The 22,222-nt window shown below is 63.4% G+C and carries 18 protein-coding genes and 1 pseudogene; 12 read left to right on the top strand and 7 right to left on the bottom strand.

Going from position 1 to position 22,222, the window contains the following annotated elements; translation table 11 throughout:
• Positions 1-103: 103 nt before the first annotated feature.
• From mdcH to LN450_RS18520, 3 genes are all read left to right on the top strand, one after another.
• Positions 104-1,024: a malonate decarboxylase subunit epsilon gene (gene mdcH, locus LN450_RS18530; RefSeq protein ID WP_011346234.1), complete on the top strand. Its 921-nt coding sequence runs from the start codon at positions 104-106 to the stop codon at positions 1,022-1,024.
• A gap of 87 nt (positions 1,025-1,111) precedes the next feature.
• Positions 1,112-2,467, top strand: coding sequence for an SLC13 family permease (locus tag LN450_RS18525; RefSeq protein WP_011346235.1), 1,356 nt, complete (start codon positions 1,112-1,114; stop codon positions 2,465-2,467).
• Between the two features lie 78 nt (positions 2,468-2,545).
• Positions 2,546-3,265, top strand: a complete 720-nt coding sequence (locus LN450_RS18520) for a GntR family transcriptional regulator (protein ID WP_008576608.1) — start codon at positions 2,546-2,548, stop codon at positions 3,263-3,265.
• Between the two features lie 148 nt (positions 3,266-3,413).
• Here LN450_RS18520 and LN450_RS18515 read toward each other — a convergent pair whose 3' ends face one another.
• From LN450_RS18515 to LN450_RS18500, 4 genes are all read right to left on the bottom strand, one after another.
• Positions 3,414-4,037 (bottom strand): HAD hydrolase-like protein, encoded by a 624-nt coding sequence (locus LN450_RS18515; protein ID WP_011346237.1) that lies wholly within the window; start codon positions 4,035-4,037, stop codon positions 3,414-3,416.
• Between the two features lie 221 nt (positions 4,038-4,258).
• Entirely contained in the window at positions 4,259-4,678 is a 420-nt protein-coding gene (locus LN450_RS18510; protein WP_011346238.1) for an STAS domain-containing protein, read from the bottom strand.
• Positions 4,675-5,106 carry an ATP-binding protein gene (locus tag LN450_RS18505; RefSeq protein WP_007969522.1) on the bottom strand — a complete coding sequence of 144 codons (432 nt, stop codon included), beginning with the start codon at positions 5,104-5,106 and terminating at the stop codon, positions 4,675-4,677. The genes LN450_RS18510 and LN450_RS18505 overlap by 4 nt, the downstream gene beginning before the upstream one ends.
• A complete protein-coding gene (locus tag LN450_RS18500; protein ID WP_011346239.1) occupies positions 5,103-7,211 on the bottom strand; it encodes a SpoIIE family protein phosphatase in 2,109 nt (702 codons plus the stop codon). Before LN450_RS18500 ends, LN450_RS18505 begins: the two co-directional genes overlap by 4 nt.
• 137 nt (positions 7,212-7,348) lie before the next feature.
• On the opposite strand from LN450_RS18500, the gene LN450_RS18495 reads away from it, so the two are divergent.
• The 7 genes and pseudogenes from LN450_RS18495 to LN450_RS18465 all read left to right on the top strand — a co-directional run bounded on the left by LN450_RS18495 (position 7,349) and on the right by LN450_RS18465 (position 17,724).
• Entirely contained in the window at positions 7,349-7,948 is a 600-nt protein-coding gene (locus LN450_RS18495; RefSeq protein ID WP_029818546.1) for a hypothetical protein, read from the top strand.
• Positions 7,945-9,267 (top strand): XVIPCD domain-containing protein, encoded by a 1,323-nt coding sequence (locus LN450_RS18490; RefSeq protein WP_011346241.1) that lies wholly within the window; start codon positions 7,945-7,947, stop codon positions 9,265-9,267. The genes LN450_RS18495 and LN450_RS18490 overlap by 4 nt, the downstream gene beginning before the upstream one ends.
• Before the next feature lie 410 nt (positions 9,268-9,677).
• Positions 9,678-10,677 (top strand): annotated as a pseudogene (locus LN450_RS18485) (arabinogalactan endo-1,4-beta-galactosidase).
• Positions 10,678-11,080: 403 nt separating this feature from the next.
• Entirely contained in the window at positions 11,081-13,768 is a 2,688-nt protein-coding gene (gene aceE / locus LN450_RS18480; RefSeq protein ID WP_011346244.1) for a pyruvate dehydrogenase (acetyl-transferring), homodimeric type, read from the top strand.
• A gap of 425 nt (positions 13,769-14,193) precedes the next feature.
• Positions 14,194-15,174 carry an AAA family ATPase gene (locus LN450_RS18475; RefSeq protein ID WP_039417308.1) on the top strand — a complete coding sequence of 327 codons (981 nt, stop codon included), beginning with the start codon at positions 14,194-14,196 and terminating at the stop codon, positions 15,172-15,174.
• Between the two features lie 160 nt (positions 15,175-15,334).
• Positions 15,335-16,351 (top strand): S8 family serine peptidase, encoded by a 1,017-nt coding sequence (locus LN450_RS18470; RefSeq protein WP_052760932.1) that lies wholly within the window; start codon positions 15,335-15,337, stop codon positions 16,349-16,351.
• Positions 16,252-17,724, top strand: coding sequence for a S8 family peptidase (locus tag LN450_RS18465; RefSeq protein WP_011346247.1), 1,473 nt, complete (start codon positions 16,252-16,254; stop codon positions 17,722-17,724). The genes LN450_RS18470 and LN450_RS18465 overlap by 100 nt, the downstream gene beginning before the upstream one ends.
• A gap of 97 nt (positions 17,725-17,821) precedes the next feature.
• Here the strand turns inward: LN450_RS18465 and LN450_RS18460 are convergent, their stop codons facing one another.
• Complete coding sequence (locus LN450_RS18460) at positions 17,822-18,520, bottom strand: transposase (RefSeq protein ID WP_011346248.1); 699 nt, start codon at positions 18,518-18,520, stop codon at positions 17,822-17,824.
• 341 nt (positions 18,521-18,861) lie between these two features.
• Here LN450_RS18460 and LN450_RS18455 point away from each other — a divergent pair, with 341 nt between their 5' ends.
• Positions 18,862-19,350, top strand: a complete 489-nt coding sequence (locus tag LN450_RS18455; protein ID WP_011346249.1) for a hypothetical protein — start codon at positions 18,862-18,864, stop codon at positions 19,348-19,350.
• Complete coding sequence (locus LN450_RS18450) at positions 19,347-20,990, top strand: XVIPCD domain-containing protein (protein WP_011346250.1); 1,644 nt, start codon at positions 19,347-19,349, stop codon at positions 20,988-20,990. Before LN450_RS18455 ends, LN450_RS18450 begins: the two co-directional genes overlap by 4 nt.
• Before the next feature lie 85 nt (positions 20,991-21,075).
• Here the strand turns inward: LN450_RS18450 and LN450_RS18445 are convergent, their stop codons facing one another.
• Positions 21,076-21,933, bottom strand: a complete 858-nt coding sequence (locus tag LN450_RS18445) for an IS3 family transposase (RefSeq protein ID WP_041855020.1) — start codon at positions 21,931-21,933, stop codon at positions 21,076-21,078.
• The coding region (locus LN450_RS18440) for a transposase (protein ID WP_228892930.1) at positions 21,930-22,222 on the bottom strand (293 nt) is incomplete at its 5' end. The genes LN450_RS18440 and LN450_RS18445, both read right to left, overlap by 4 nt.

Raw genomic sequence — 22,222 nt, 5'->3', positions numbered from 1 at the left:
CCTCAGTCGACCTTCGCATCCAGGTGTCTCGCCACATTGCTTGCAATACGGAACACGGCAGCGTGCGCGCAAGGCATTTCTGCGAACACGGTCAGGCTACCGCATGAGCCTGGCCGTGCTCTGCCCGGGCCAAGGCGGCCAACATGCCGAGATGTTCGCGCGTGTCGGCGATGCGCCTGCGGCAGCCGCCGTCCTCGCCAGCGCACAGCGCGTGCTTGGCGCCGCACCACAAACACTGGCCGCAGATCCGGGCCGCTACGCCAATGCCATCGCACAGCCACTGGTCTGCGCCGGTACGCTGGCGCACTGGCAGGTGCTGCATGCGCAACTTCCCACGCCGCTGATGGTGCTCGGCTATAGCGTTGGCGAGCTTGCCGCCCATGCGGTGGCCGGCAGCATGTCCATCGACACCTGCCTGCAGCTGGCAGCGACGCGCGCCCGGTTGATGGATGCGGCCAGCCCGCAGCAGGCAGGGCTGATGGCGGTAGTCGGTGTGCCCTTGCGCGGCCTGGAAACGCTGTGTCAGACGCACGGCGCAGCGCTCGCCATCATCAACGGCGACGATCATGCCGTACTCGGCGGCCCGCGCACTGCATTGCAGGCGCTTGGCGAGGCTGCCAGCGCACAAGGTGCGCGCGTCACGCTGCTGCCGGTCAGCGTGCCGGCGCACACGCCGTGGTTGAGCGCGGCTGCCGAAGGCTTTGCCATTGAACTGGCAACCGCAGACCTCGTCGCGCCCAAGTTGCGCGTCTTGGCAGGCATCGATGCGCGTGCGGTCGGTACGCACGCCCTGGTGATCGACACGCTGTCCAGGCAGATCGCGCAGACCGTGCGTTGGTACGACGTGCTGGTGCAAGCCGCCGAGCGCGGCGCACGCGTGTTTCTCGAACTCGGCCCCGGCAGCGCATTGGCGCGGATGGCGCGCGAGGTGCTGCCGGCATGCGAAGCGCGCTCGGTGGACGAATTCCACAGCACTCAGGGTGTTCTCGAATGGGTCACGGCTGCGTGCGAGCGCGCGGCATGACGGTCCGGCAGGTGCTGCACACGGTGTGACCCCAGGGTGGCGGGCGGCCATCCGTGTTGTACGCGTATCAGGTGTCTGGGAGGGCGCATGACCCCGCAAATTGCAACGATTCTTGGCTTGGTGATCATGTTCATCGTCGCCACCGCATTGCCCATCAACATGGGGGCGGTGGCGTTCGCGCTGGCCTTCATCATTGGCGGCGTGTGGGTGGGGCTGGAGGGCAAGGAAGTGCTGGCCGGCTTTCCCGGCGACCTGTTCCTGACCCTGGTGGGCATTACCTATCTGTTCGCCATCGCGCAGAAAAACGGCACCATCGATTTGCTGGTGCACTGGGCAGTGCGCGCGGTGCGGGGGCGCATCGTCGCCATCCCCTGGGTGATGTTCGTCATCACCGGGCTGCTGACCGCATTCGGTGCGCTGGGGCCGGCAGCGGTGGCCATCATCGGGCCGGTGGCGCTGCGCTTCGCCAAGCAGTACCGCATCAACCCGTTGATGATGGGCCTGCTGGTGATCCACGGTGCACAGGGCGGCGGCTTCTCGCCGATCAGCGTGTATGGCGGCATCACCAACAAGGTGGTCGAAAAGGCCGGGCTGGACGTCAGCGAGATGGCGGTGTTCCTCACCAGCCTGGGCTTCAACCTGATGATGGCGATCATCTGCTTCTGCGCCTTCGGTGGGTTGAAGCTGATGCGCCGGCAGGAGCTGTCGCTGGCCGATGCGCAGTACGTGGCGGTTGCCGGCGACCAGGCATCGCACCGCGGCTTCGCGATCGAAGGGCATGGCGCGCTGGTGGCGCCGGGCGGCGGCACCCTGTCCACCGACCCGCTGGCATTGGAGGCGGTGTTCATCACCCGCGACCGCGTGATCACCTTGATCGGCCTGCTGGGCCTGGGCGTTGCTGCGCTGATCTACAACCTCAACGTCGGCCTGGTCTCGATCACGGTGGCGGTGGCCCTGGCGCTGATCTCGCCCAACGCACAGAAGGGCGCGGTGGACGGCATCAGTTGGTCGACGGTGCTGCTGATCAGCGGCGTGGTGACCTATATCGCCGTGCTGGAAAAATCCGGTGCGGTGGACTACATCGGCACCGGCGTGTCGCACATCGGCATGCCGCTGCTGGGCGCGCTGCTGGTCTGCTACGTCGGCGGTATCGTCTCTGCATTCGCCTCCTCGGCAGCGGTACTGGGCGCCACCATTCCGTTGGCGGTGCCATTCCTGATGCAGGGCCAGTTGGGCGCGGCCGGGGTGATTTGCGCGCTGGCCGTGTCCTCCACCATCGTCGACGTCAGCCCGTTTTCCACCAACGGCGCGCTGGTGGTGGCCTCGGCGGCCAAGGAAGAGCGCGACGGCCTGTTCCGCCGCTTCCTGATCTACAGCGGCCTGGTGGTGTTGCTGGGGCCGCTGGCGGCGTGGCTGGTCTTCGTGGTGCCGGGCTGGCTGTGATGCGGTCCGCGCGCCACAGCGCAGCGGGGCGCCCACGTAGAATGGGTGCCCCGACCCGATGCCGACAGCCTGCCCGCCATGACCCTCGCTCCTGATTCGCGCGCCTCCAAAAAGCGCGTGCCGCTGTACGAGGAAGTGGCCGAGCGCCTGCGTCAGAAGATCTACGATTACGCGCTGCCGCCGGGCGAGTGGATCGACGAGCCGGCCCTGGCCGAAGAGCTGGGCATCAGCCGCACGCCGCTGCGCGAAAGTCTCAAGCTGCTCGCGGCCGAAGGCCTGGTGCAACTGGATGCCGGCCGCGGCAGCCGGGTCACCCGGCTGACGCTGGAAGACCTCAACCAGTTGTTTCCGGTGATGGCGATGCTGGAAGGCCGCTGCGCGCACGATGCGGTCAAGCGCATTGATGCGGCCGGCGTGCAGCGCCTGGAAGAGCTGCACGCGGCAATGGAAGCCGCATCGGCGGCCGGCGATGTGGCCGAGTATTACCGCAACAATTACCTGATCCACGAAACCGTGCAGCAGTACGCCGGCAATCCATGGTTGATCCGGGTGACGCACGATCTGCACCGCATCTTGAAGATGCACCGCGGCCGTCAGTTGCTCACGCCCGGACGCATGGCGCAATCGCTGGCGGAACATCGCCAACTGATGGACTGCGTGCGACGTGGCGATGCCGAAGGCGCCGAGCGCACCATGCACGGGCACCTGTTGAGCCAGGGTCAGGCCCTGGCAGCGTATGTCGCGGCCGGTGGCATGTTGAACGTACCGGCGCCGTTGCCGCGGGTAGGTGGGGTGTAGAGATTGGCACTGTCCGGGCGCAGCGCCAGGCGCCCCGAGATCCCGCCTTCCTTCCTCCCATCGCAAGAAGGTGCCCGACGGGCGGATGAGGGTATGTCGACACGCATCATCGGCAAGGCCCAGCGCTGCCAATGCGCAGTCTCGCCGTCTAATCCCCGCTCAACGCAAGCAAGTCTTCCACGCGTTCGATCAACTGCGTTCCGGCCAACCCGGCGAACACGTCCGGATGCGCATAGCCCCAGGCCACTGCGGCAAACGGCAGGCCCACGAGCTGTGCGGCTTCCCAGTCGGCGACCTGGTCGCCCACGTAGACCGCTTGCGCCGCAGTGTGCCCGGTGGCACGCAGCACACGACGCAAGGCGCGTTGTTTGCCCAGCAGATGCGCGCCGCCTTCGATGACGGCAAATGTGGCGCTCAGCTCTGCGCCTAGCGCGCGCTGCACGTTCTCCACGGAGTTGGACGACACCACGGCCAGTCGGGTACCCCCGGCATGCAACGCGCCCACGGTGTGGGCAATGCCGGGAAACAACGCCACCGGTGGCGCGGCGCGCATGAGCCGGATGAAGTCGGCCGCCACCCATGGCACGCGCCACGCGCTCAGGCCCGATGCCTTGAGCAATTCGCGCGTGCTTAGGCGACGTGCATCGTCGACTTCATGCGCTTGCGCGGCGCGAAAGCCATGCCGTTCGGCCAGCAGCCGCTGGGTGCTCAGGAAAAAACCAAACGAATCGGCAAGCGTGCCGTCGAAATCGAAGATGATCAGTGCGGGCATGGCAACGCGCAGGGCAGGGCGTCATAGCCTAACCAAGGTGGTGCCGGCACCCACGCGCACAGGTCCCCACATGTGCGCGCAGGCGACGTCGGCGGCGACATCGATGTGGCGCGCAGTCGTCAGCCCCGATGGAAAGCCCGCAGCGACCGCACGGCGCGCGTACAAGCCGCAACGTGCCTTGCCGCGCCCGGCGGTGGGCCCCGTCGGTAGTACAGCTGCGCTCAGGCTTCGGCGAAGTGCGGCACGATCGGCGTATCGCTTTGCGCGCTCTGTTCGATCACCTTGCGCTGCATCGCCGCCAGGTACGCGTCCAGCTCTTCGGTGGAGGCGAACACGTCGCTCAACGGCACCGCCTTGACCATGTCGAAGACCTTGCGGATCTGCGGTTGCGGGTTGCTCACCAGCACCTTGCCCTGGCGCGTGGCCAGCGCCTTGCGCGCCTTGAAGATGCAGCGGATGCCGGCGCTGGAAATGTATTCCAGTGCGCTCAGGTCGAGCACCAGCGTGGTGATGCGGGTGCCCAGCAACGGCGACAGTGCCGCGTCCAGGTCCTGGTAGGTGTGGGTGTCCAGCCGCCCGGTCAGAATGACGCGTTGACGGGTGTCTTGCGGCGGGTCGATCTGAATGGCGAGCGTGGTCATGACAGGGCCTCGGGGACAGGGGCGTACGGGTGCAGCAGGGTGACGCGCACGACGTTATATGCACCATCGCGGCGGTAGTCGATGTGATCGGCGAACTGATGGACCAGAAACAACCCCAGCCCGCCGATGGCGCGGTCGTCGAGCTCGTCGGTCACCTCGGGCATGGGCGCGGCGCAGGGGTCGAAAGCGCTGCCTGCATCGTGCATTTCCAATACCAGCGCCTGCGCGTCCAGCTGCAGCTGCAAACGCAGCGGCTGTGCCGCGCACTGGCCGTGGGTCAGCGCATTGCAGCCGAGCTCTTCCACGATCAGCCGTACCTGGCCGATGCGCTCGGCGTGTAGGCCCTCGAGCGTGAGCGATTGTTCCAGCGCATCGTTGGCGCCCGCCAGCTGGGCCAGCGATGGCGCGATGGCCAAATCGAGCTTCATGCAGTCGTTGCCTTTCCGGGCGCGTCCCGGCCAGCGTGTGCGACCCGCCCAGCATGCTCCTGGCGCAGCCGGATCGCCAGCAGCGTGATGTCGTCGTACGGATCGGCCGTGCCGGTGAAACGGGCGATATTGGCGATCACCGCCTTGCACTGCGCCGCCGCGCTGCGGCGCGGGTGCAGCGCCGTCAGCAACCGCTCCAGTCCGTAGCTGGCGCCGCGCTCGTCCATCGCCTCGGTCACGCCATCGGTGTAGCCCAGCAAGGTCTGCCCTGCGCTCATGCGGCCCTGCAGCACCGGGTAGGATTCCTGCGGCTCGATCCCCAGCGGTGCACCGGTTTCCAGCGGCAACGGGCGCGCCTTGCCATCGATATCGATCAACAAGGGCGGCTCGTGCCCGGCGCTGGCCAGCCAGTAGTCGCCGCTGACCACGTTGATCAGGCCGCACAGCACGGTGGCGAACATGCAGGTCTCGTTGTTTTCGGCCAACCGCGTGGAGGCGGCAATCAAAATCGCGTCCGGGCGCGTGTACCGCCGTGCGGCAATCTCCAGCACGCTCACCGCGCGCGCCATGAACAAGGCCGCCGGCACGCCCTTGTCGGAGACATCGCCCACCACGAACCACAGCAGGCCCGGTTCGGTTTCCACGAAGTGGTAGAAATCTCCGCCCACCGCCTTGGCCGGCTCCAGCCATGCGCAGGTTTCCAGATGCGAACTGGCGCGGTCGAAGGTGCGCCCGGAAGGCAGCATCGCCTGCTGGATCTCGCGCGCAATCTGCAGCTCGCTGTGCATGCGTTCGCGCGCGGCGGTCATCTCGCCGATCTCGGCGATGTGATGGCGGATCGCATCGCGTGCGCTGTCGAAGGCGCGTGCCATCACGCCTACCTCGTCGTCGCGTTCGATGTGCTGCAACGGGTATTCGAATTCGCCGCGCCGGAAGTGCTCGGCGGTGTCCGTCAGTTCTTCGATCGGCCGCGTCAACTTGCGCGTGATCCGCCGCATCAACCACCACCACACCAACGCGCCCAGCAGCGCGGCCAGCGCCACCCACGCCGCCAGCCAGTTCAGGCCGGCCAGCACGTAGCCTTCGGAGGCCGACAGCACGAAGGTCCAGCCGCTGCGCCCCACCGCCGCGCTGTGGGTCAGAAAGCGCTCGCCATCGGGCGCGGTATGCGAAAACGAGATCGGCTGGCCGGCAGCGACGGCGCGCTGCAATGGCCGCAGATCCGGGCGCGACCGGGCCACGTAGGCCGTGAGCGAATGGCGCAGATTCAGTGCCGGGTCGGGGCTGAAGACCAGCAGGCCTTCCGGCGACAGCAGCATCGTCTGGATGCCGATATCGCGCGGCAGCTGATCGATGATCTCGCGCAGATGCTGCAGCGGCAGATCCACGCTCACCATGCCGACCGGCGCCGTATCCGGTGCATCGCCAGGCCGGCGCAGCGGCAGGTTGTAGCTGGTGTACAGGCCGCCGCCGTTGGCATCCAGGTAGGGCTCGGACCACCATGCGCGGCCCTCGCGCTGGGTGCGCAGATACCAGGGCATCGCGCGATAGTCATAACCCAGTTCCAGCGCGGATTTTTCTGCGATGCGCGTGCCGCTGCGGTGCACGTACCACACAAACCCGCTGTCGCCGGCCTTTTGCGTACGCGGTGCGATGATCAGCCGCGCCGCCCCGATATCCGGGTCGCCGGTGAGCGTGGCCAGCAGCAACGCACGCAGATTGAACGGCTGCAGCCCCACGCCGCTACTGCTGGCGGCCAGCGTGCGCCCGCTCACCTGCACCGAATCGAGCAAGGCCGCCAGGCTGCGCGCGGTCTGTTCGGTCAGGCCATCCACCTCGGTACGCGCCGCCTCCACCAGCTCGGCGCGTGCGCCCAGGTAGAACACCGTGCCCAGCACCGTCAGCAGGGCCACCAGCACTGCGGTGGCCGCCAGCAGCACACGCATGCGCAAGCTGCGGCGCCAGGGCATGCGCGCGGCGACCGATGTCTGGGGTGGCAGTGATCGCGGGCGGTTGCGCATGGCGCATTCTTCGTGGCAGCGGCTGCGCTGGATCATGGCAGCTTTGCTGCCACGCACAACTCTCCCTGGCAGCCTCATCCTCACGAGGTCTCGATTGACCGGCCGAACGCGAGCGGACTAGATTGGCCGCCCACCTGCCACGGAGGCCGGCCTTGCGCCAGATGTTGACCCCAAGCCTGCTGGCCCTTTTGCTTACGGCCTGTCACCCCCCGGAGACCAGCATGACCCAGACCCATTCCCCCGCCACCGAGGCAACTGCAGCAGCCGACGTCCAGGCCGGCGGCCGCGGTCTTGCCAAGGTGAATCCGAGTCCGCGTAGGGCCTACGAGGTCACGCTCACCGTGGACAAGGCGCCTGGCGCGTTTGGCCTGGTGGAGGCTGCGGCGCAATACGACGTCAGCAATGAGCAGGAATGCGGCAAGATCCAGCCCGAAACCGGCACAGCCGGCCGCATCACCAGTCAGGAAAATGTCGCGCTCAAGAAGATTTCCGAGACCGAATACCGCGGCACCGTGTATCTGGATCTGATGCAGGACGAGGACTACTACGGTCGCGGCGTGTGCCATTGGGAATTCAGCGGCGCCAGCGTGTTGCTCAAGGCCACCGGTGCCGAAGAAGACACGCGGTTCTTGTCGTTTATCGAAGCCAAGACGGTGACCGCGCAGCAGGCGGTGACCAAGTACTACTGGAAAGACGGCTATCCGCGCTCGGAATCCAAGAGTTTCCCGGACACCGGCGAGCTCAGCCCGGAGAACTTCAAGCCTGAGATCCGCGACAATCTCTTCACCATCACGCTGGCTGCCAAGGAAGTTGCGCCATGAGTATTCCGTCACCGCAATATGCCGGTTTATCCGAGGACGCCTACAAGGATCGCGCCGTCGGTCGGCGTGCACCGGGGCACGAAGAGATCGTCACGATCGAGGGAGAGCGTTATGCCGTTCTCGATCACGTCAACAATCAATCCAACGGTTACCAGGGCACGGTTTACCGCCGTGAAACCAGTGGCGAGATCGTGGTTGCGCATCGAGGCACCGAGGGCGCGGTCAATGACGTGCTCACCGATGCCACTATGGTAACCTCGCGGACCAATCCACAGGCTGCAGATGCGCTTGCGCTGACCAAGCATGCGATGGACATCGCCAAGGATGTCGGCAAGCGAACCGGTCATCAACCGGAAGTGACCGTCACTGGCCATTCGCTCGGCGGCGCGCTTGCGCAGGTGTCCGCACACCACTACGACCTCAAGGGCGAAACCTTCAACGCGTATGGCGCGGCCAGTCTGAGTTATCGCATTCCGGAAGGTGGCAATAGCGTGATCAATCACGTCATGGCATCGGACCCGGTCAGCGCGGCATCGCCGCACTTCGGGCAGGTGCGCATGTACGCCAAGCCCGATGAGATTGCCACCTTGAGTGGTGCCGGCTACAGCAATAGCAAGGCGAACTTTCTGATTCCGGACTACCCGCTGGTCGCTGCCGGCGGGTCGCTCGGAGCGCACAAGCTGGGCAACTTTCTGGGCGAACATTCTGCGCTCAGGGACCCCAACGCGCGCCCGCTTGCCGAGCAGAACAAGCGCATGATCGAGGAGTACCGCAGCGATATCGATGGGCTGCGCACCGGTACCACCATCCTTACGCGTAGCGCGCGCGGCCTCGGCCAGGACGCCATCGATGCCATCCGCGGCCCGCTCGCGCCGGGCGAGCCGGCCAAGCGCGACGCACGCGAGCATGGCAACGGCCACACCTCCTTGCGGATCGATCAACCTGGGCACGTGGGCAATGGCCTGTTCCAGGATGCCCAGCGCGGCGTGCATGCGCAGGACGCACGTGCCGGGCGCACGCCCGACCAGCACAGCGCGCAGTTATCCGGTTCGCTCGCATCGGAAATGCACGCCGCCGGTGGCCAGCGCATCGATGCGGTGATGATGAGCCCGGATGCCGCACGCACCTTTGCCGTGCAGGGACGTGTCGACGACCCGGCACAGCTGCGCGTGAGCGTGGACACCATGACGGCAATGAATACCCCGCTGGAACAGAGCAGCCAACGCGTCGCCGAAAACGCGGCGCGTCAGTCGGTGGCATTGGAGCAGCAACAGTCCCAGACCCAGCAACAGCAGCAGGGCGCACGCGCCATGGGCTGAGGGGCGTTTGGCGCTGCAGCGTTTGGGTGTGAAGTGACACATCACGCTGCGGCCCATGCCGCACGCCGGCCGGACTTCACATCGCCACCATCGAACATTGCATCAAGACGCCGGGCCTGCCCGGTGTTTTTGCGTTCATTCGCGCAGTCATGCGCACCGCTGCTGCTGCATCTGCACAACAACCGGCCCGCGCGACGTGTGCAAATGCAAGGTTTTCCTGCATCGAGCTATGCCACAACTCCCCGCACCTATAGCGGCCTCAACCGGGCTGTACGGCCGTGCTTGAATCGCCACGGATTTGCAGCAATGCACGGCCAGGCACATGCCACGCCGCGCACACGCACCAGGCAAGACAGGGGATCAAGCAAGGCGCCAACCGGCGCGACATCCATCGATCGAGGGAGCGTTTCATGACCATCTTTTGCAGGCACTACCACCGTGTATGGCTCATCGTGCTGCTGTGTCTGTGCAGCGCCGGCGTCAGCGCGCAAGGCATCGCCAAAGGCGCGGACGTCAGCTGGCTCAATCAACAGGCCGCCAACAATCCGCCGCAGGTCTTTCGCGATGCAGCCGGCAACACCACCGACTTCATCAAGCTGTTCAAGGATGTCGGCGGCAACGCCATTCGCCTGCGCGTCTGGGTCAACCCGTCCGGCGGCTGGAACGATGGCCGCGACACCCTGGACAAGGCCAAGCGCGCCGCCGCGCAAGGCATGCGCATCATGATCGACTTCCACTACAGCGACAGCTGGGCCGACCCGGGCAAACAGACCAAGCCTGCGGCATGGGCCGGCCACTCCGTTGCCCAGCTCAACACCGATGTGTACAGCCACACCCAGGGCATCCTCAAATACCTCAAGGACAACGGCATCACCGTCAGCTGGGTGCAGGTGGGCAACGAGATCAACAGCGGCATGCTGTGGAACGAGGGCAAGACGCCCAACTTCGCCACCCTGGGCCAGTTCATCAACAGCGGATACACCGCCACCAAGGCGGTGTATCCCAACGCCAAGGTCGTCTTGCATCTGGCCAATGGCTACGACAACGCCAACTTCCGCTGGTTCTTCGACAACCTGCGCTCGGCCGGCGGCAAGTGGGACGTGATCGGCATGTCGCATTACCCGCCCGTCGGCAGCTGGCAGGATTACAACAGCCGCCTGGACACCAACATGCGCGACATGATTGCGCGCTACGGCAGCGATGTGGTGATTTCCGAGGTCGGCATGGATTGGCAGCAGGCGGCCACCACCCGCGCCATGCTCAGCAACCTGCTCAGCCGCAGCAGCAGCATCGGCGCGCGTCCTCGGCGTGTTCTATTGGGAGCCCAACGCCTACCCGGGCTGGCAGGGCTACACCATGGGCGCAGTCAACAACAACGGCCAACTGACCGAAGCGCTGCAAGCATTCTGACCAGCACGCTGCCACGGGGCGGCGCCCGCCGCGGGGCGATGTCCTGGCAAACCCAAAGACCACGCCATCGCGTAGGAGCGCCCCCGGGCGCGACGGGCTTCACCGATAAAGCTGCTCGCGCTCAAGTGCGCTCCTACGGGCGGGCATGCACAGCGGCCCACTCGATGCGGCAGCGCCCGGCCATCGCCTGCCGCTGCCCCTCATCCTTTGGTCGTACACCGGCCGCGCCCGCTGCGCCGCATCGGCGTTTCAACAGGCACCCAGGCTCCACGCAGCGCACAACAGCGTCCCATTCCATACGCACCCGTAGCGAGGAATGGCAACAGGTGCGTGCGGTACACTTGGGGGTTCACGAATTCACGATGTCGACACACCCGCGGGGTGTGTCCCCCCGGGAGCGCTAATGAACTGGTTGAACGAAGTGCTGCACAACGATCCGAACCCGCTCGAGACCCAGGAGTGGCTCGAATCGATCAAGGCCGTCATCGACGTCGAAGGCCCGGAGCGCGCCCATCAGCTGCTGGAAGGCATGGTCGAACAGACCCGCCGCGCCGGCGCTTACCTGCCGTTCTCGCCCACCACCGAGTACGTCAACACCATCTCCCCGGCCAACGAGGCCAAGCACCCCGGCGACTCCGCGCTGGAGTGGAAGATCCGCTCGATCATCCGCTGGAACGCCATGGCCACCGTCGTGCGGGCCAACCGCAAGCCGGGTGACCTGGGCGGCCACATCGCCTCCTTCGCCTCCAGCGCCACGCTGTACGACGTGGGCTTCAACCACTTCTGGCGTGCGCCTTCGGACAACCATCCGGGCGATCTGCTGTTCATCCAGGGCCATAGCGCCCCGGGGATCTACGCCCGCGCCTTCCTCGAAGGCCGCATCAGCCAGTCCCAGCTGGACAATTTCCGCATGGAAGTGGACGGCCAGGGCATCTCCTCCTACCCGCACCCGTGGCTGATGCCCGAGTTCTGGCAGACCCCCACCGTGTCGATGGGCCTGGGCCCGCTGGCCGCCATCTACCAGGCGCAGTTCATGCGCTACCTGGAAAACCGCGGCCTCATCGAGAAGTCCGACCGCAAGGTGTGGTGCTTCATCGGCGACGGCGAGAGCGACGAGCCGGAAACCCTCGGCGCCATCGCGCTGGCCGGCCGCGAAGGCCTGGACAACCTGATCTTCGTGGTCAACTGCAACCTGCAGCGCCTGGACGGCCCGGTGCGCGGCAACGGCAAGATCATCCAGGAACTGGAAGGCGTGTTCCGCGGCGGCGGCTGGAAGGTCATCAAGCTGCTGTGGGGCGGTTACTGGGATGCCCTGCTGGCCAAGGACAGCGACGGCGTGCTGCGCAAGCTGATGATGGAAACCGTCGACGGCGAATACCAGAACTGCAAGGCCTTCGGCGGCGCCTACACCCGCGCCAATTTCTTCGGCAAGTACCCGGAGACCGCGGCCATGGTCGCCGGCCTGTCCGACGACGACATCTGGCGCCTCAACCGTGGCGGCCACGACCCGCACAAGGTGTACGCCGCCTACCACCAGGCCGTGAACACCACCGGCATGCCTACCGTGATCCTGGCCAAGACGGTCAAGGGCTACGGCATGGGTTCGGCCGGTGAGGCGCTCAACCCCACCCACCAGACCAAGAAGCTGGATGACGCCGCGGTCAAGCACTTCCGCGACCGCTTCAACATCCCGGTCAGCGACAAGCAGCTGGAAGACGGCCAGGTGCCGTTCTTCCACCCTGGCGAAGATTCGCCGGAAGTGCAGTATCTCAAGGAGCGCCGCAGCGCCCTCGGCGGTTACCTGCCGCAGCGCCGCACCAAGGCCAGCAAGTCGTTCGTCGCGCCCACGCTGGACAAGTTCGACCGCCTGCTCAAGGAGAGCGGCGAGCGCACCTACTCGACCACCATGTCCTTCGTGCAGAGCCTCAACATCGCCCTGCGCGACAAGGAACTGGGCCCGCGCATCGTGCCGATCGTGGCCGACGAAGCGCGTACCTTCGGCATGGAAGGCATGTTCCGCCAGATCGGCATCTACGCCCCGTTCGGCCAGAAGTACAAGCCGGTCGACGCCGACCAGCTGATGTACTACCGCGAAGACCAGACCGGCCAGGTGCTGCAGCAAGGCATCAGCGAGCCGGGCGCGATCGCCTCGTGGATGGCCGCCGGCACCAGCTACTCGGTGTCCAACGTGCCGATGCTGCCGTTCTACATCTACTACTCGATGTTCGGCTTCCAGCGCGTGGGCGACATCGCCTGGCAGGCCGCGGACATGCGCACCCGCGGCTTCCTGCTCGGCGGTACCGCCGGCCGCACCACCCTCAACGGCGAAGGCCTGCAGCACGAAGACGGCTTCAGCCAGCTCGTCGCCGGCGGCATCCCCAACGTGCGTAGCTACGACCCGACCTTCGGCTACGAAGTCACCGTCATCATGCAGCACGGCATGAAGGCGATGATGGAAGACCAGATCGACGAGTACTACTACATCACCCTGATGAACGAGAACTACGTCCATCCTGGCATGCCGGACGGCGCGGCCGAGGGCATCATCAAGGGCATGTACCTGCTCACCGACGCCGGCAAGCCCAAGAAGGGCGAGCTGCGCGTACAGCTGCTGGGCTCGGGCACCATCCTGCGCGAAGCCATTGCCGCCGCGGAACTGCTGGACAAGGACTTCGGCGTCACCGCCGACATCTGGTCCTGCCCCAGCTTCAACGAACTGCGCCGCGACGGCTTCGACGCCGAACGCTGGAACCGCCTGCACCCGGAAGGCCAGCAGCGCAAGCCCTACGTCACCCAGCTACTGGAAGGCCGCCAGGGCCCGGCCATCGCCGCCACCGACTACGTGCGCCTGTTCGCCGACCAGATCCGCAGCTTCGTCCCGATGACCTACAGCGTCCTCGGCACGGATGGGTTCGGTCGCTCGGATACGCGTGCGAACCTGCGCCGGTTCTTCGAGGTGGATCGGTACTACATCGCGCATGCGGCGATTGCTGCGTTGGCGAAGGATGGGAAGATGACGGGGAAGGATGTGGCCCGGGCGATCAAGCAGTACAAGATTGATCCTGAGAAGGCTAATCCGGTTGGGGTTTGAGGATTAGCGAAAGACGGGACAAAGAAGGCGGCTTTAGGGGCGCCTTCTTTTTGCGGCCAACTCACCTGATCCTTTTCCTCGTGTAGTCAACGCATCCCTCAGTTCAGCGTCCTTAATCGGCCCGGATCCATTAGTGAAAAGATGTCAATGCCGACGGAAGGCATAGATTGCAGGCGCTACGTGCCCGAACTTGTTACCTGACTTGTCTCAACGGAGGCCTTGCAGATATATGACGGTCCTTTCGTCCGATGCAAAGTTCGCGAGCCACGCGGCCGCCGACCGACAAGGCCGAACTTTTCCCTTTCCTATGATCGCGTGGTTTGTGATAAGTGGTCCTAGCGCCGTGGGCGGATGAAAGGTTTTGTGCAAGCAGTGGTCAGGTCGGGTTACGATGACGGTAGGGCGCAGCCCAAGGGGGAGGCTCCATGTCAACTGCAGAACAACTAAGAGCGCTGGTGCAGTCCCATCGCGATGGCGATGAGGCGCATTTCTATGCTGTTGCTCTGCAGCTTGCTGCCCAAGAGGCGCGCCGCGGCCATTTGAAATTGGCGGAAGAGATTCGCCAACTTGTCGATTCGGCAAAGGCGCGAGCGAAAACCGTCGCGCTTCATCAACCCCGTGGGGAGTTGGGCACGCTGCTGCTCGCCTCATACCCGGCAACGCGCTTGAGCGATTTGGTCACTGACCCGGTTCTGGAGCGTCAGCTGCAGCGTGTGATTCGCGAGCAGCGGAACGTCAGCCGTTTTGTGGCGCATGGCTTATCGCCTCGGCGCAAGCTGTTACTGGTGGGTCCGCCTGGCACTGGGAAGACGTTGACCGCTACTGCGCTGGCTGGCGAACTTGGTTTGCCGCTGTTCCTGATTCGCCTCGACGTACTGATTACAAAGTTCATGGGCGAGACTGCCGCGCGTTTGCGGCAAGTGTTCGATGCCATCGGCGCGACACGCGGTATTTATTTTTTTGACGAGTTTGACGCTATCGGATCGCAACGTGGGACGCCTAACGACGTAGGCGAAGCCCGTCGCATTTTGAATAGTTTCTTGCAGATGCTCGAACACGATCATTCCCAAAGCTTGATCATTGCGGCGACAAATCACCCAGACATTCTGGACTCAGCGTTGCTGCGGCGATTTGACGACGTATTGCACTACCGGCTGCCAAATGCCGAGCAAATTGAGGCCCTGCTGCGCGGTCGGTTGTCGAATTTCATGCCGAGTCGCGTGCCATGGAAGACATTAATCAGGCAAGCCGAGAGCCTTAGCTACGCCGAGATTGCGAAAGCTGCCGAGGACGCCATCAAGGAAGCATTGATGCATGGCGATGACAAGGTCGCTCCAAAGCATGTTGGCGATATGCTTGAGGAGCGCAAGCTCATGCGCTCGGCTTGGGGACAGCTATCACCATAGGTCGTGCTGAATGCCGCCGCGAAACCCTCGTCCACATTTTGTCCTTCCCGAATCTTCAGTTAGCGTTTCGCCTTACCGGGCGGTCAATGCCTTTGGCCGGAACGCGATAATTCCCGCCCAATTCCGTCCCACACACGCCGCTACGCTGCGTCGAGATTTGATGGAGCTTGGTCTGGTAATGCCGGGTGTCATCGATCAGCAACGGCAAGCTGGATGGGAGGAGGGGTTGGGCCTGCGGGTGGTTTTTGCCAGCTTTCCGGACGTTCACTTGGCCATCGACAGCTTGGATCTCAAGAGCGAAGGCATCGAGCTGCTTAACGTTCGCGAGACGCTGGGTGGAACCCTTGCAACGGTCTGGTTGCCTGAGGGGAAGTTGGAGCTTTTCGAGCAGAAGATCATTAGCTACTTGGCAGCTCCTGGCACAGGCAATCCCCGCGACGGCCGAAAGTTGCTCGATGCCATTCGGCAGATACGTGCTGCGGTTATAGAAGATCTCTGGACCGACGACTCCCCAATTCCGGTTGTTGATCGGGTCGCGAATTTTGAGGCGTGGATTGGCACGCCGGTCATCCAAGAGGAAGCGCGGCGCGGCCGCCGAAGTGCATTGCGTCTTACGCCAATGCAGCGGATTGCCCGCTTTCGTGCCGCCGCAGAACTCGTCGGATTGCGGGTAGGGCAGCGTCCGCTGCTGTTCCCCGAGCGCGCTGTCCTCCAAGTCCGTGGCACGTTGGCCCAATTTCAGCAATCGGCCCCCCTTTTGGGTCAATTGGCTGAGTTGCGCTTCGCGCCCGAGGTGGCAGAGTTTTTCATGGGGCTTGATGCCGCGGAGCAGCGGGAGTGGGTGGACGAGCTTCTCGGCCGAACCGGATTCGCTGGCCCTGGCGAGGACGTGCCGCACGTCTGTGTGTTGGACACTGGCTGTGCACACGGCCACCCGCTACTAGCGAGATCGATCTCGCCAGACGACGTGCACGCGGTCGACCCCGACTGGGGCACTGGCGACGAAAACGGTCACGGAACCGGACAATGTGGCCTCGCGCTTTGGGGTGATCTTACAGGTGCGCTGGGGGCGAGGGGGTGTGGGGAGTTCGGCATCGCCTTGAATCAGTCAAGTTGTTGCCGGACCGGGGAACAAACAATGAAGATCACTTTGGGCCTATCACTGCGCAAGCCGTGAGTCTTCCAGAGATTCACGCGCCGCATCGTCGGAGACTGTTCTCCATGGCGGTTACGAGCGACACGCATGTCATGACCGGCCGGCCAACAGCGTGGTCGGCCGAGGTCGATGCGCTTTGCTCCGATTGGAGTGGAAATGGTGAATCGCCAAGATTGATGATCGTCAGCGGCGGTAATGTCTCGGGCATCAGGCCTGGTACATATTTCGCTGCCAACTCCGCGGCGTCGATCGAAGATCCGGCGAATGCTTGGAACGCCTTAACGGTGGGAGCCATTACGCGCAAGACAAATATCACCGAAGGCTTCGCAGGAGAGTACGTGCCGGTGGCTGATTTCGGCGGCTTAAGCCCGTACAGCAGTACTTCGGAGAGGTGGCAGCGCGAGGCACCGTTTAAGCCGGAAGTGGTCTTCGAGGGGGGGAACATTGGTAACGACGGCCTGTGGTGCAGCCCGTTGGACAGCTTGAGCTTGTTGACTACGCATCACCGGCCAATTGAGCGCCAGTTTGCAACGACTTGGGCGACGAGCTCGGCTACCGCTATCGCATCGCGATTCTCGGCCGAGATCATGGCGCACTATCCCGCCTTTTGGCCGGAAACTGTGCGCGCTCTTATGGTTCATAGCGCTCAATGGACAGAACGCTTGGTGCAGCAGTTCCCAGGTGGCAGGGATAACATCGAGCGAAGGCTTCGTCATTGCGGTTGGGGTGAACCCGACCTGGCGACCGCGATCAATAGCGGCGCTGATTCGCTGACACTGATCGCGCAAAGCGAGTTGCAGCCATATGAGCGCAATGCCATTAGGCGTAACGTCACTGCGCGCGATATGCACCTTCACCGGATGCCGTGGCCCCGCGACATCCTACAAGGGCTGCTGCGCCAGGACGTCGAGTTGCGCGTGTCGTTGTCGTATTTCATCGAACCGAACCCCGGTGAGCGCGGTCGTAGCGATCGCTTCCGCTACGCATCGCACGGCCTGCGGTTTGCTGTTCAGCGTCCGACTGAAACTGCGGTGCAATTTCAGAGCCGCATCAATGCGCTCTCGAGAGAGGACGACGAGGCTTTCGAGAACTTTGAGGGGGCCGACCATCGATGGCTTCTTGGACCGCGCAAGCGTTTTCGTGGTTCGCTCCATCATGACCGCATGACTTGCTCAGCGCCGGAGCTTGCCTCACGTGAACACATCGCCGTCTTCCCCGTTGGCGGATGGTGGAAGAGTCGCGAGGCATTGGAGCGGTTCGAGCGCCGCGCGCGCTATGCCCTCGTGGTTTCCATTCATGCGCCCGACTTACCAAGTCATATCGACCTCTATACTTCAGTAGAGCAGGCGCTGCAGGCAGAAATCCAGATCACGGTTCCGATTGAGGGGGCATAGCAGGGGGAATAACGGGGTCAGGTGCTTAGGTATCCCCACGTTTTAAGGCACCAGCGTCATCTGCGCGCGCACCGAATAACGGGGTCAGGCTAACTTATCAGTCGGTGGTGTTGGTGTTGCGTGGCCGATGAGCGGGCCTGACGCCTGCAAAGCGGTGGGTCTTGGCTTCGACCATTGCGCGGAAGGTGTCGTGGCCCAGGGCTCGCTGCTGCTGTAGATGAAGGCGAATACTGGCGAGCAGTTCGTCGGAGAGGGTTTCATCGAGCAGGGCACGGTAGGCGTTGGATCGCTCGATCGGGTCGCTGCCAAGCGCAAGCCAACAGGCATGCGGTGTCAGGGCGGAGTGCCTGCGCTGGCCTAGGTTGGCAGCGCAACTGGACCAGCGATACGCCGCCGGGTTGTCGGTCAGGCGAGCACGCACCGGATTGAGCTCAATGTAGCGATAGCAGCGAATGACGTAGTCCGCACTGTCCACAAGACATGCCTTGTACCGGCCTTCCCACAGCGTGCCCGTGCGCCCGTGGCGGCTATTGAACAATGCGACGTAGTTTCGTCCAAGCCGCTGCATCAGTTGCCCGATCCGTCCCGCATCAGGTGGCGTGACTAGCAAGTGCACATGGTTATCCATCAAGACGTAAGCATGCAGCTGGCAGGCTGTCGCGTGCAGGGCCTCATGTATCAGGTGTAGATAGCGCAATCGATCGCCATCATCCAGAAAGCAGGGCAAGCGGTTGTTCCCGCGCTGCACGATGTGCTGCGGGATGCCGGGAAGGTCGATGCGCGGAAGTCTGGCCATGGCACAAGACTCGCAGCCAGGCGTTGATGCTGATATCGAGAAAACCTCTCGAGAGCTGACGACGTAGCCTGAAATTTGCGTAGGAAGTGAACCTGACCCCGCTAGCGGAACACGGCGATGATCTGGCTATCGGTGGAGCGGGATGTCTTCATGGAACCTCCTCGGAAAGGGTACGAGAAAATTCCACTCTGGCATCAGCTAACCTGCGGGGGGATTACCGCGCCACGTGCCCTAATTTGCTCGGCGTTCTTGCGTTAAGCGAGCTGGGATTGTGGAACGTCCCTGGCCTAGTTGCTATCTTCCGCACATACGAGTCGCAGACCATGTCCAAGGAGTGACCGATGGCTGAGCAAGAGCGATCAAGCCCGCGTTTTCCAGTGGCCGCGCTAGTGATGGTGATGGCATTGATCACCTCGTGTGCTACCTCCGCTTCCGCGAGCAAATCCCCGTCGTTCTCCGGGGAGTGGGCGTATGCCAAGAAATGCGACTTGGGCCACTATTTGAGCCTGCATCTGCAGCAACGTGGCAATCGCGTGACGGGGGATTGGAGCGAGGGAACCAACGTTCGCGGCAATGATGGCCAGTTGCAGGGAGAGGTGCGTGGAGACGCGTTGTATCTCCGCTACTGCAGCGATGACGGAGGAACGGGCTACTCCGCGTGCCCGACGTTCTCCGAGCGAGAGGATCAGTTCAAGCTGGAAAAAGGACAGCTCATTCGATATGAGAAGTATGGTTCCAGCTATCGCCGCACTGTTGCCCTTTATCCGGATATCGCAGGTAAGGACGTGCCTTATGACAAGGATTGTTCGGACCCGGAGGACGCACAATGAGTACGCTCACAGACAAGGAGCTGCGCGCAACGCTTTACTTCGCTGTGGGTGTCACCTCCGAGAGTCGATACGATGCATATCGACTGGTTGTCGCAGGCGACAAGGCTTCAACGCCAACGCTCGAACCAGCGGATAGCAGTGGTTACTCGATCGGTACCATCCAGACGGACCTGGGCCAGCACTTCCAGCCCAATGATCCCAATGGCGAAAACGTTCCGAGAGACCTGATCAATGCATACCAAGACTGGGCGAGTGCGCATCAGCCGCAGTCGGTGTTGACAGGCGATCAGGCGACAAGAGCGATCGCAGATCTCGGTCGTGATGGAGATGCGATCAGAAACGACGGTGGGCGCCCGCTGGATGCGGACGTAAAATTGCGGTTGGACGCGTTCTTGGCCTCGGACGCCGGTATCACGTGGGTGCACGACCGCGATGTCGCCCAGATCGACAAATTGATGGATCGCGCCATCGCGCCGCTGCAGCGAAGCAACCTGTATCAGAACGCGTCACTCGACGACCAAGTGAAGTTGGCGGCCATGGTTGGCAAGGCATACAACCAGAACGAAGTACGTGCTGCGCCAATGATTCGCAAGCTTGAGGGGAACCAGTATGACTCTGTAGCAGACGTGAGTGCTGCTATTGACGGGTTTCTTCCAAAGCGTTCTGGTCGGAACGACTACTTCGAGCTGGGCCGTGACGATGCGTTGAGGGGGGCTGCGGTCGTGAATGCACTGCGCAACGCGAATCGAGAAAGCCCTCTCTCGACCGCGTGGACAAGTGTCCTTGCTGATCCGCTTGTCAATCCAACTGCCCTCAACGCGGATAGAGCGCATCAGAACTTGCCGCACGAGTACCCGGTCATCAAGAACTTGTTCATCCATGATGATCGCGCAGGGCAGTTCATCGGTGCCTTGGATAGAGGCGGGGCGCATCAGTACGGATCCACGGACCGCGCGCATCCGGAGCGCTTCAATGGGCCGGGCTTTTATGCCGCGGGCAATGATTTGGTCAACTGGAATAAGCATGGACAGGGCCATGCCTTCTTGAACGGGGAATGGAGTTCTGTCTCGCGCGAAGATCTGACGCGCACGCGAAACCACGATGGCACCACTGATCTCAATAAACAGCAAGGAGGCCAAACGCAACGGCTACTGCATGTGGACCCTCATGCACCGGAACTTCGGCTCGCTCCGCAGCAAAACGGTGGCCGGACAGGTCCCGACAATCCTGCGCACCCCGATCATGCGATGCTCCTGCAAATCAGAGAAGGCGTGCAGCGGCTCGGGAGCCAGACTGGCGTGCCATTCGATGAGAACAGTGAGCGCGTGTGCAGGAGCCTTCTCGCCGCCTGCAAGGACAATCGAGACCAGTACCAAAATGCCTCCAACACCTCACTATCCGGCAATGCATTGACCAGGGTGGATCATGTTGTCGCTGGTCCCGAGCGTCTGTTCGCGGTTCAAGGCGAGTTGAACGATCCCGCGCATCTGCGTGCTCATGTGCCCGTGCAGCAGGCGATGCAGACGCCTGTAGAGCAGTCCGACGCCAAACTGATGGTGGCGAACCAGGCAATTGCTCAGGAACAAGCGATGACGCAACAGCGCGAGGTGTCCAGAAACCAGGGGCAGTCCTTGGGGTGACGTTGTCGAGGTGGCATCGTCGTGTTTCCCGATTGCCAAATAACGGGGTCAGGTTGGACCATCCCCGATTTCTCGGACCGTTTAATTAAGGAACATCCGTCCTTTCAAACTCGACCGGCGAGCGATAGCCCAAAGCACTGCGCAGGCGCTGGCGGTTGTAGAACACCTCGATGTATGTGAATAGCTTTGCGCGTGCCTCGTCGAGGCTTACAAACTGCTCGTGGTGCGTCAGCTCCTGCTTGAGCGAACTGAAGAAGCTTTCCATCACTGCGTTGTCGTACGGCATGCCTTTGCGGCTCATGCTTGCCACCAAGCCCGCCGCCTGCAACTGCCGCTGATACGCGCCGCTGGTGTACTGCGAGCCCTGATCGCTGTGATGGATGGTGCCCTTTGATGGTCGACGGCGTTGTAGTGCCATCTCCAACGCCGCACTGGCCAGGGCTTGGTCGGCACGAGCGCCCATCGCCCAGCCCGCAAGGTGACGGCTGTGCATGTCCAGTATCGCTGCCAGGTACAGCCAACCGCCGCGGGTGGGCACGAAGGTGATATCGGCGACCCAGACCCGATCGCGTCCAGGGCTGACGAAGGGCCATGCCAAGCGGTTCGGCGCCACCATGGTGCGTTGGTAGGTGCTACGCGTGCGCAGATAGCGCTGACGGCGCTTGCTGCGGATGCCGTGCGCTCGACGCAGTCGCTCTACCCGATGCCGGCCACAGGTTTCACCGTGCTGGCGCAGGGCTTGCCACATGCGCAGGGCACCATAGGCTTGATACGTCTGCAGGTGCATGTCTTTGATCCGCTCCAATAACCGCGCGTTCTCTTGCACACGCGCTCCAGGACGGCGTCCGCGCCACGCGTAATAGCCGCTCGGAGATACCCCCAGTGCGTGGCAGAGCCGACGCACCCGGTATTCGCCTTGCTCACGGATCCAGGCGTACTTCATGGCAGTGCTCGCGCGAAATACGCCGCCGCTTTTTTTAAGATCTCGTTCTCTTCACGCAGGCGAGCCAACTCGCGCTGCAGCACGGCCAACTCGTCCTGACTTGCCTTGGGGCGCCCACTCCCAGCAAACGCCGAGGCCCCTTTCGCATCGAGATCAGTAGCCCACTTGTAGAGCCGGTTACGCGGAATCCCCAGCTCACGCGCGATCACGGCTGCTGGTCGATCGCCGGCCCTAAGCAGTCGAACGGCTTCGCGCTTGAACTCGGCAGTGAATTGCTGACGCTTCTGCA

Source organism: Xanthomonas euvesicatoria pv. euvesicatoria (genome assembly GCF_020880415.1).
Lineage (GTDB): Bacteria > Pseudomonadota > Gammaproteobacteria > Xanthomonadales > Xanthomonadaceae > Xanthomonas > Xanthomonas euvesicatoria.
This window is presented reverse-complemented; position numbering and strand designations above follow the sequence as displayed.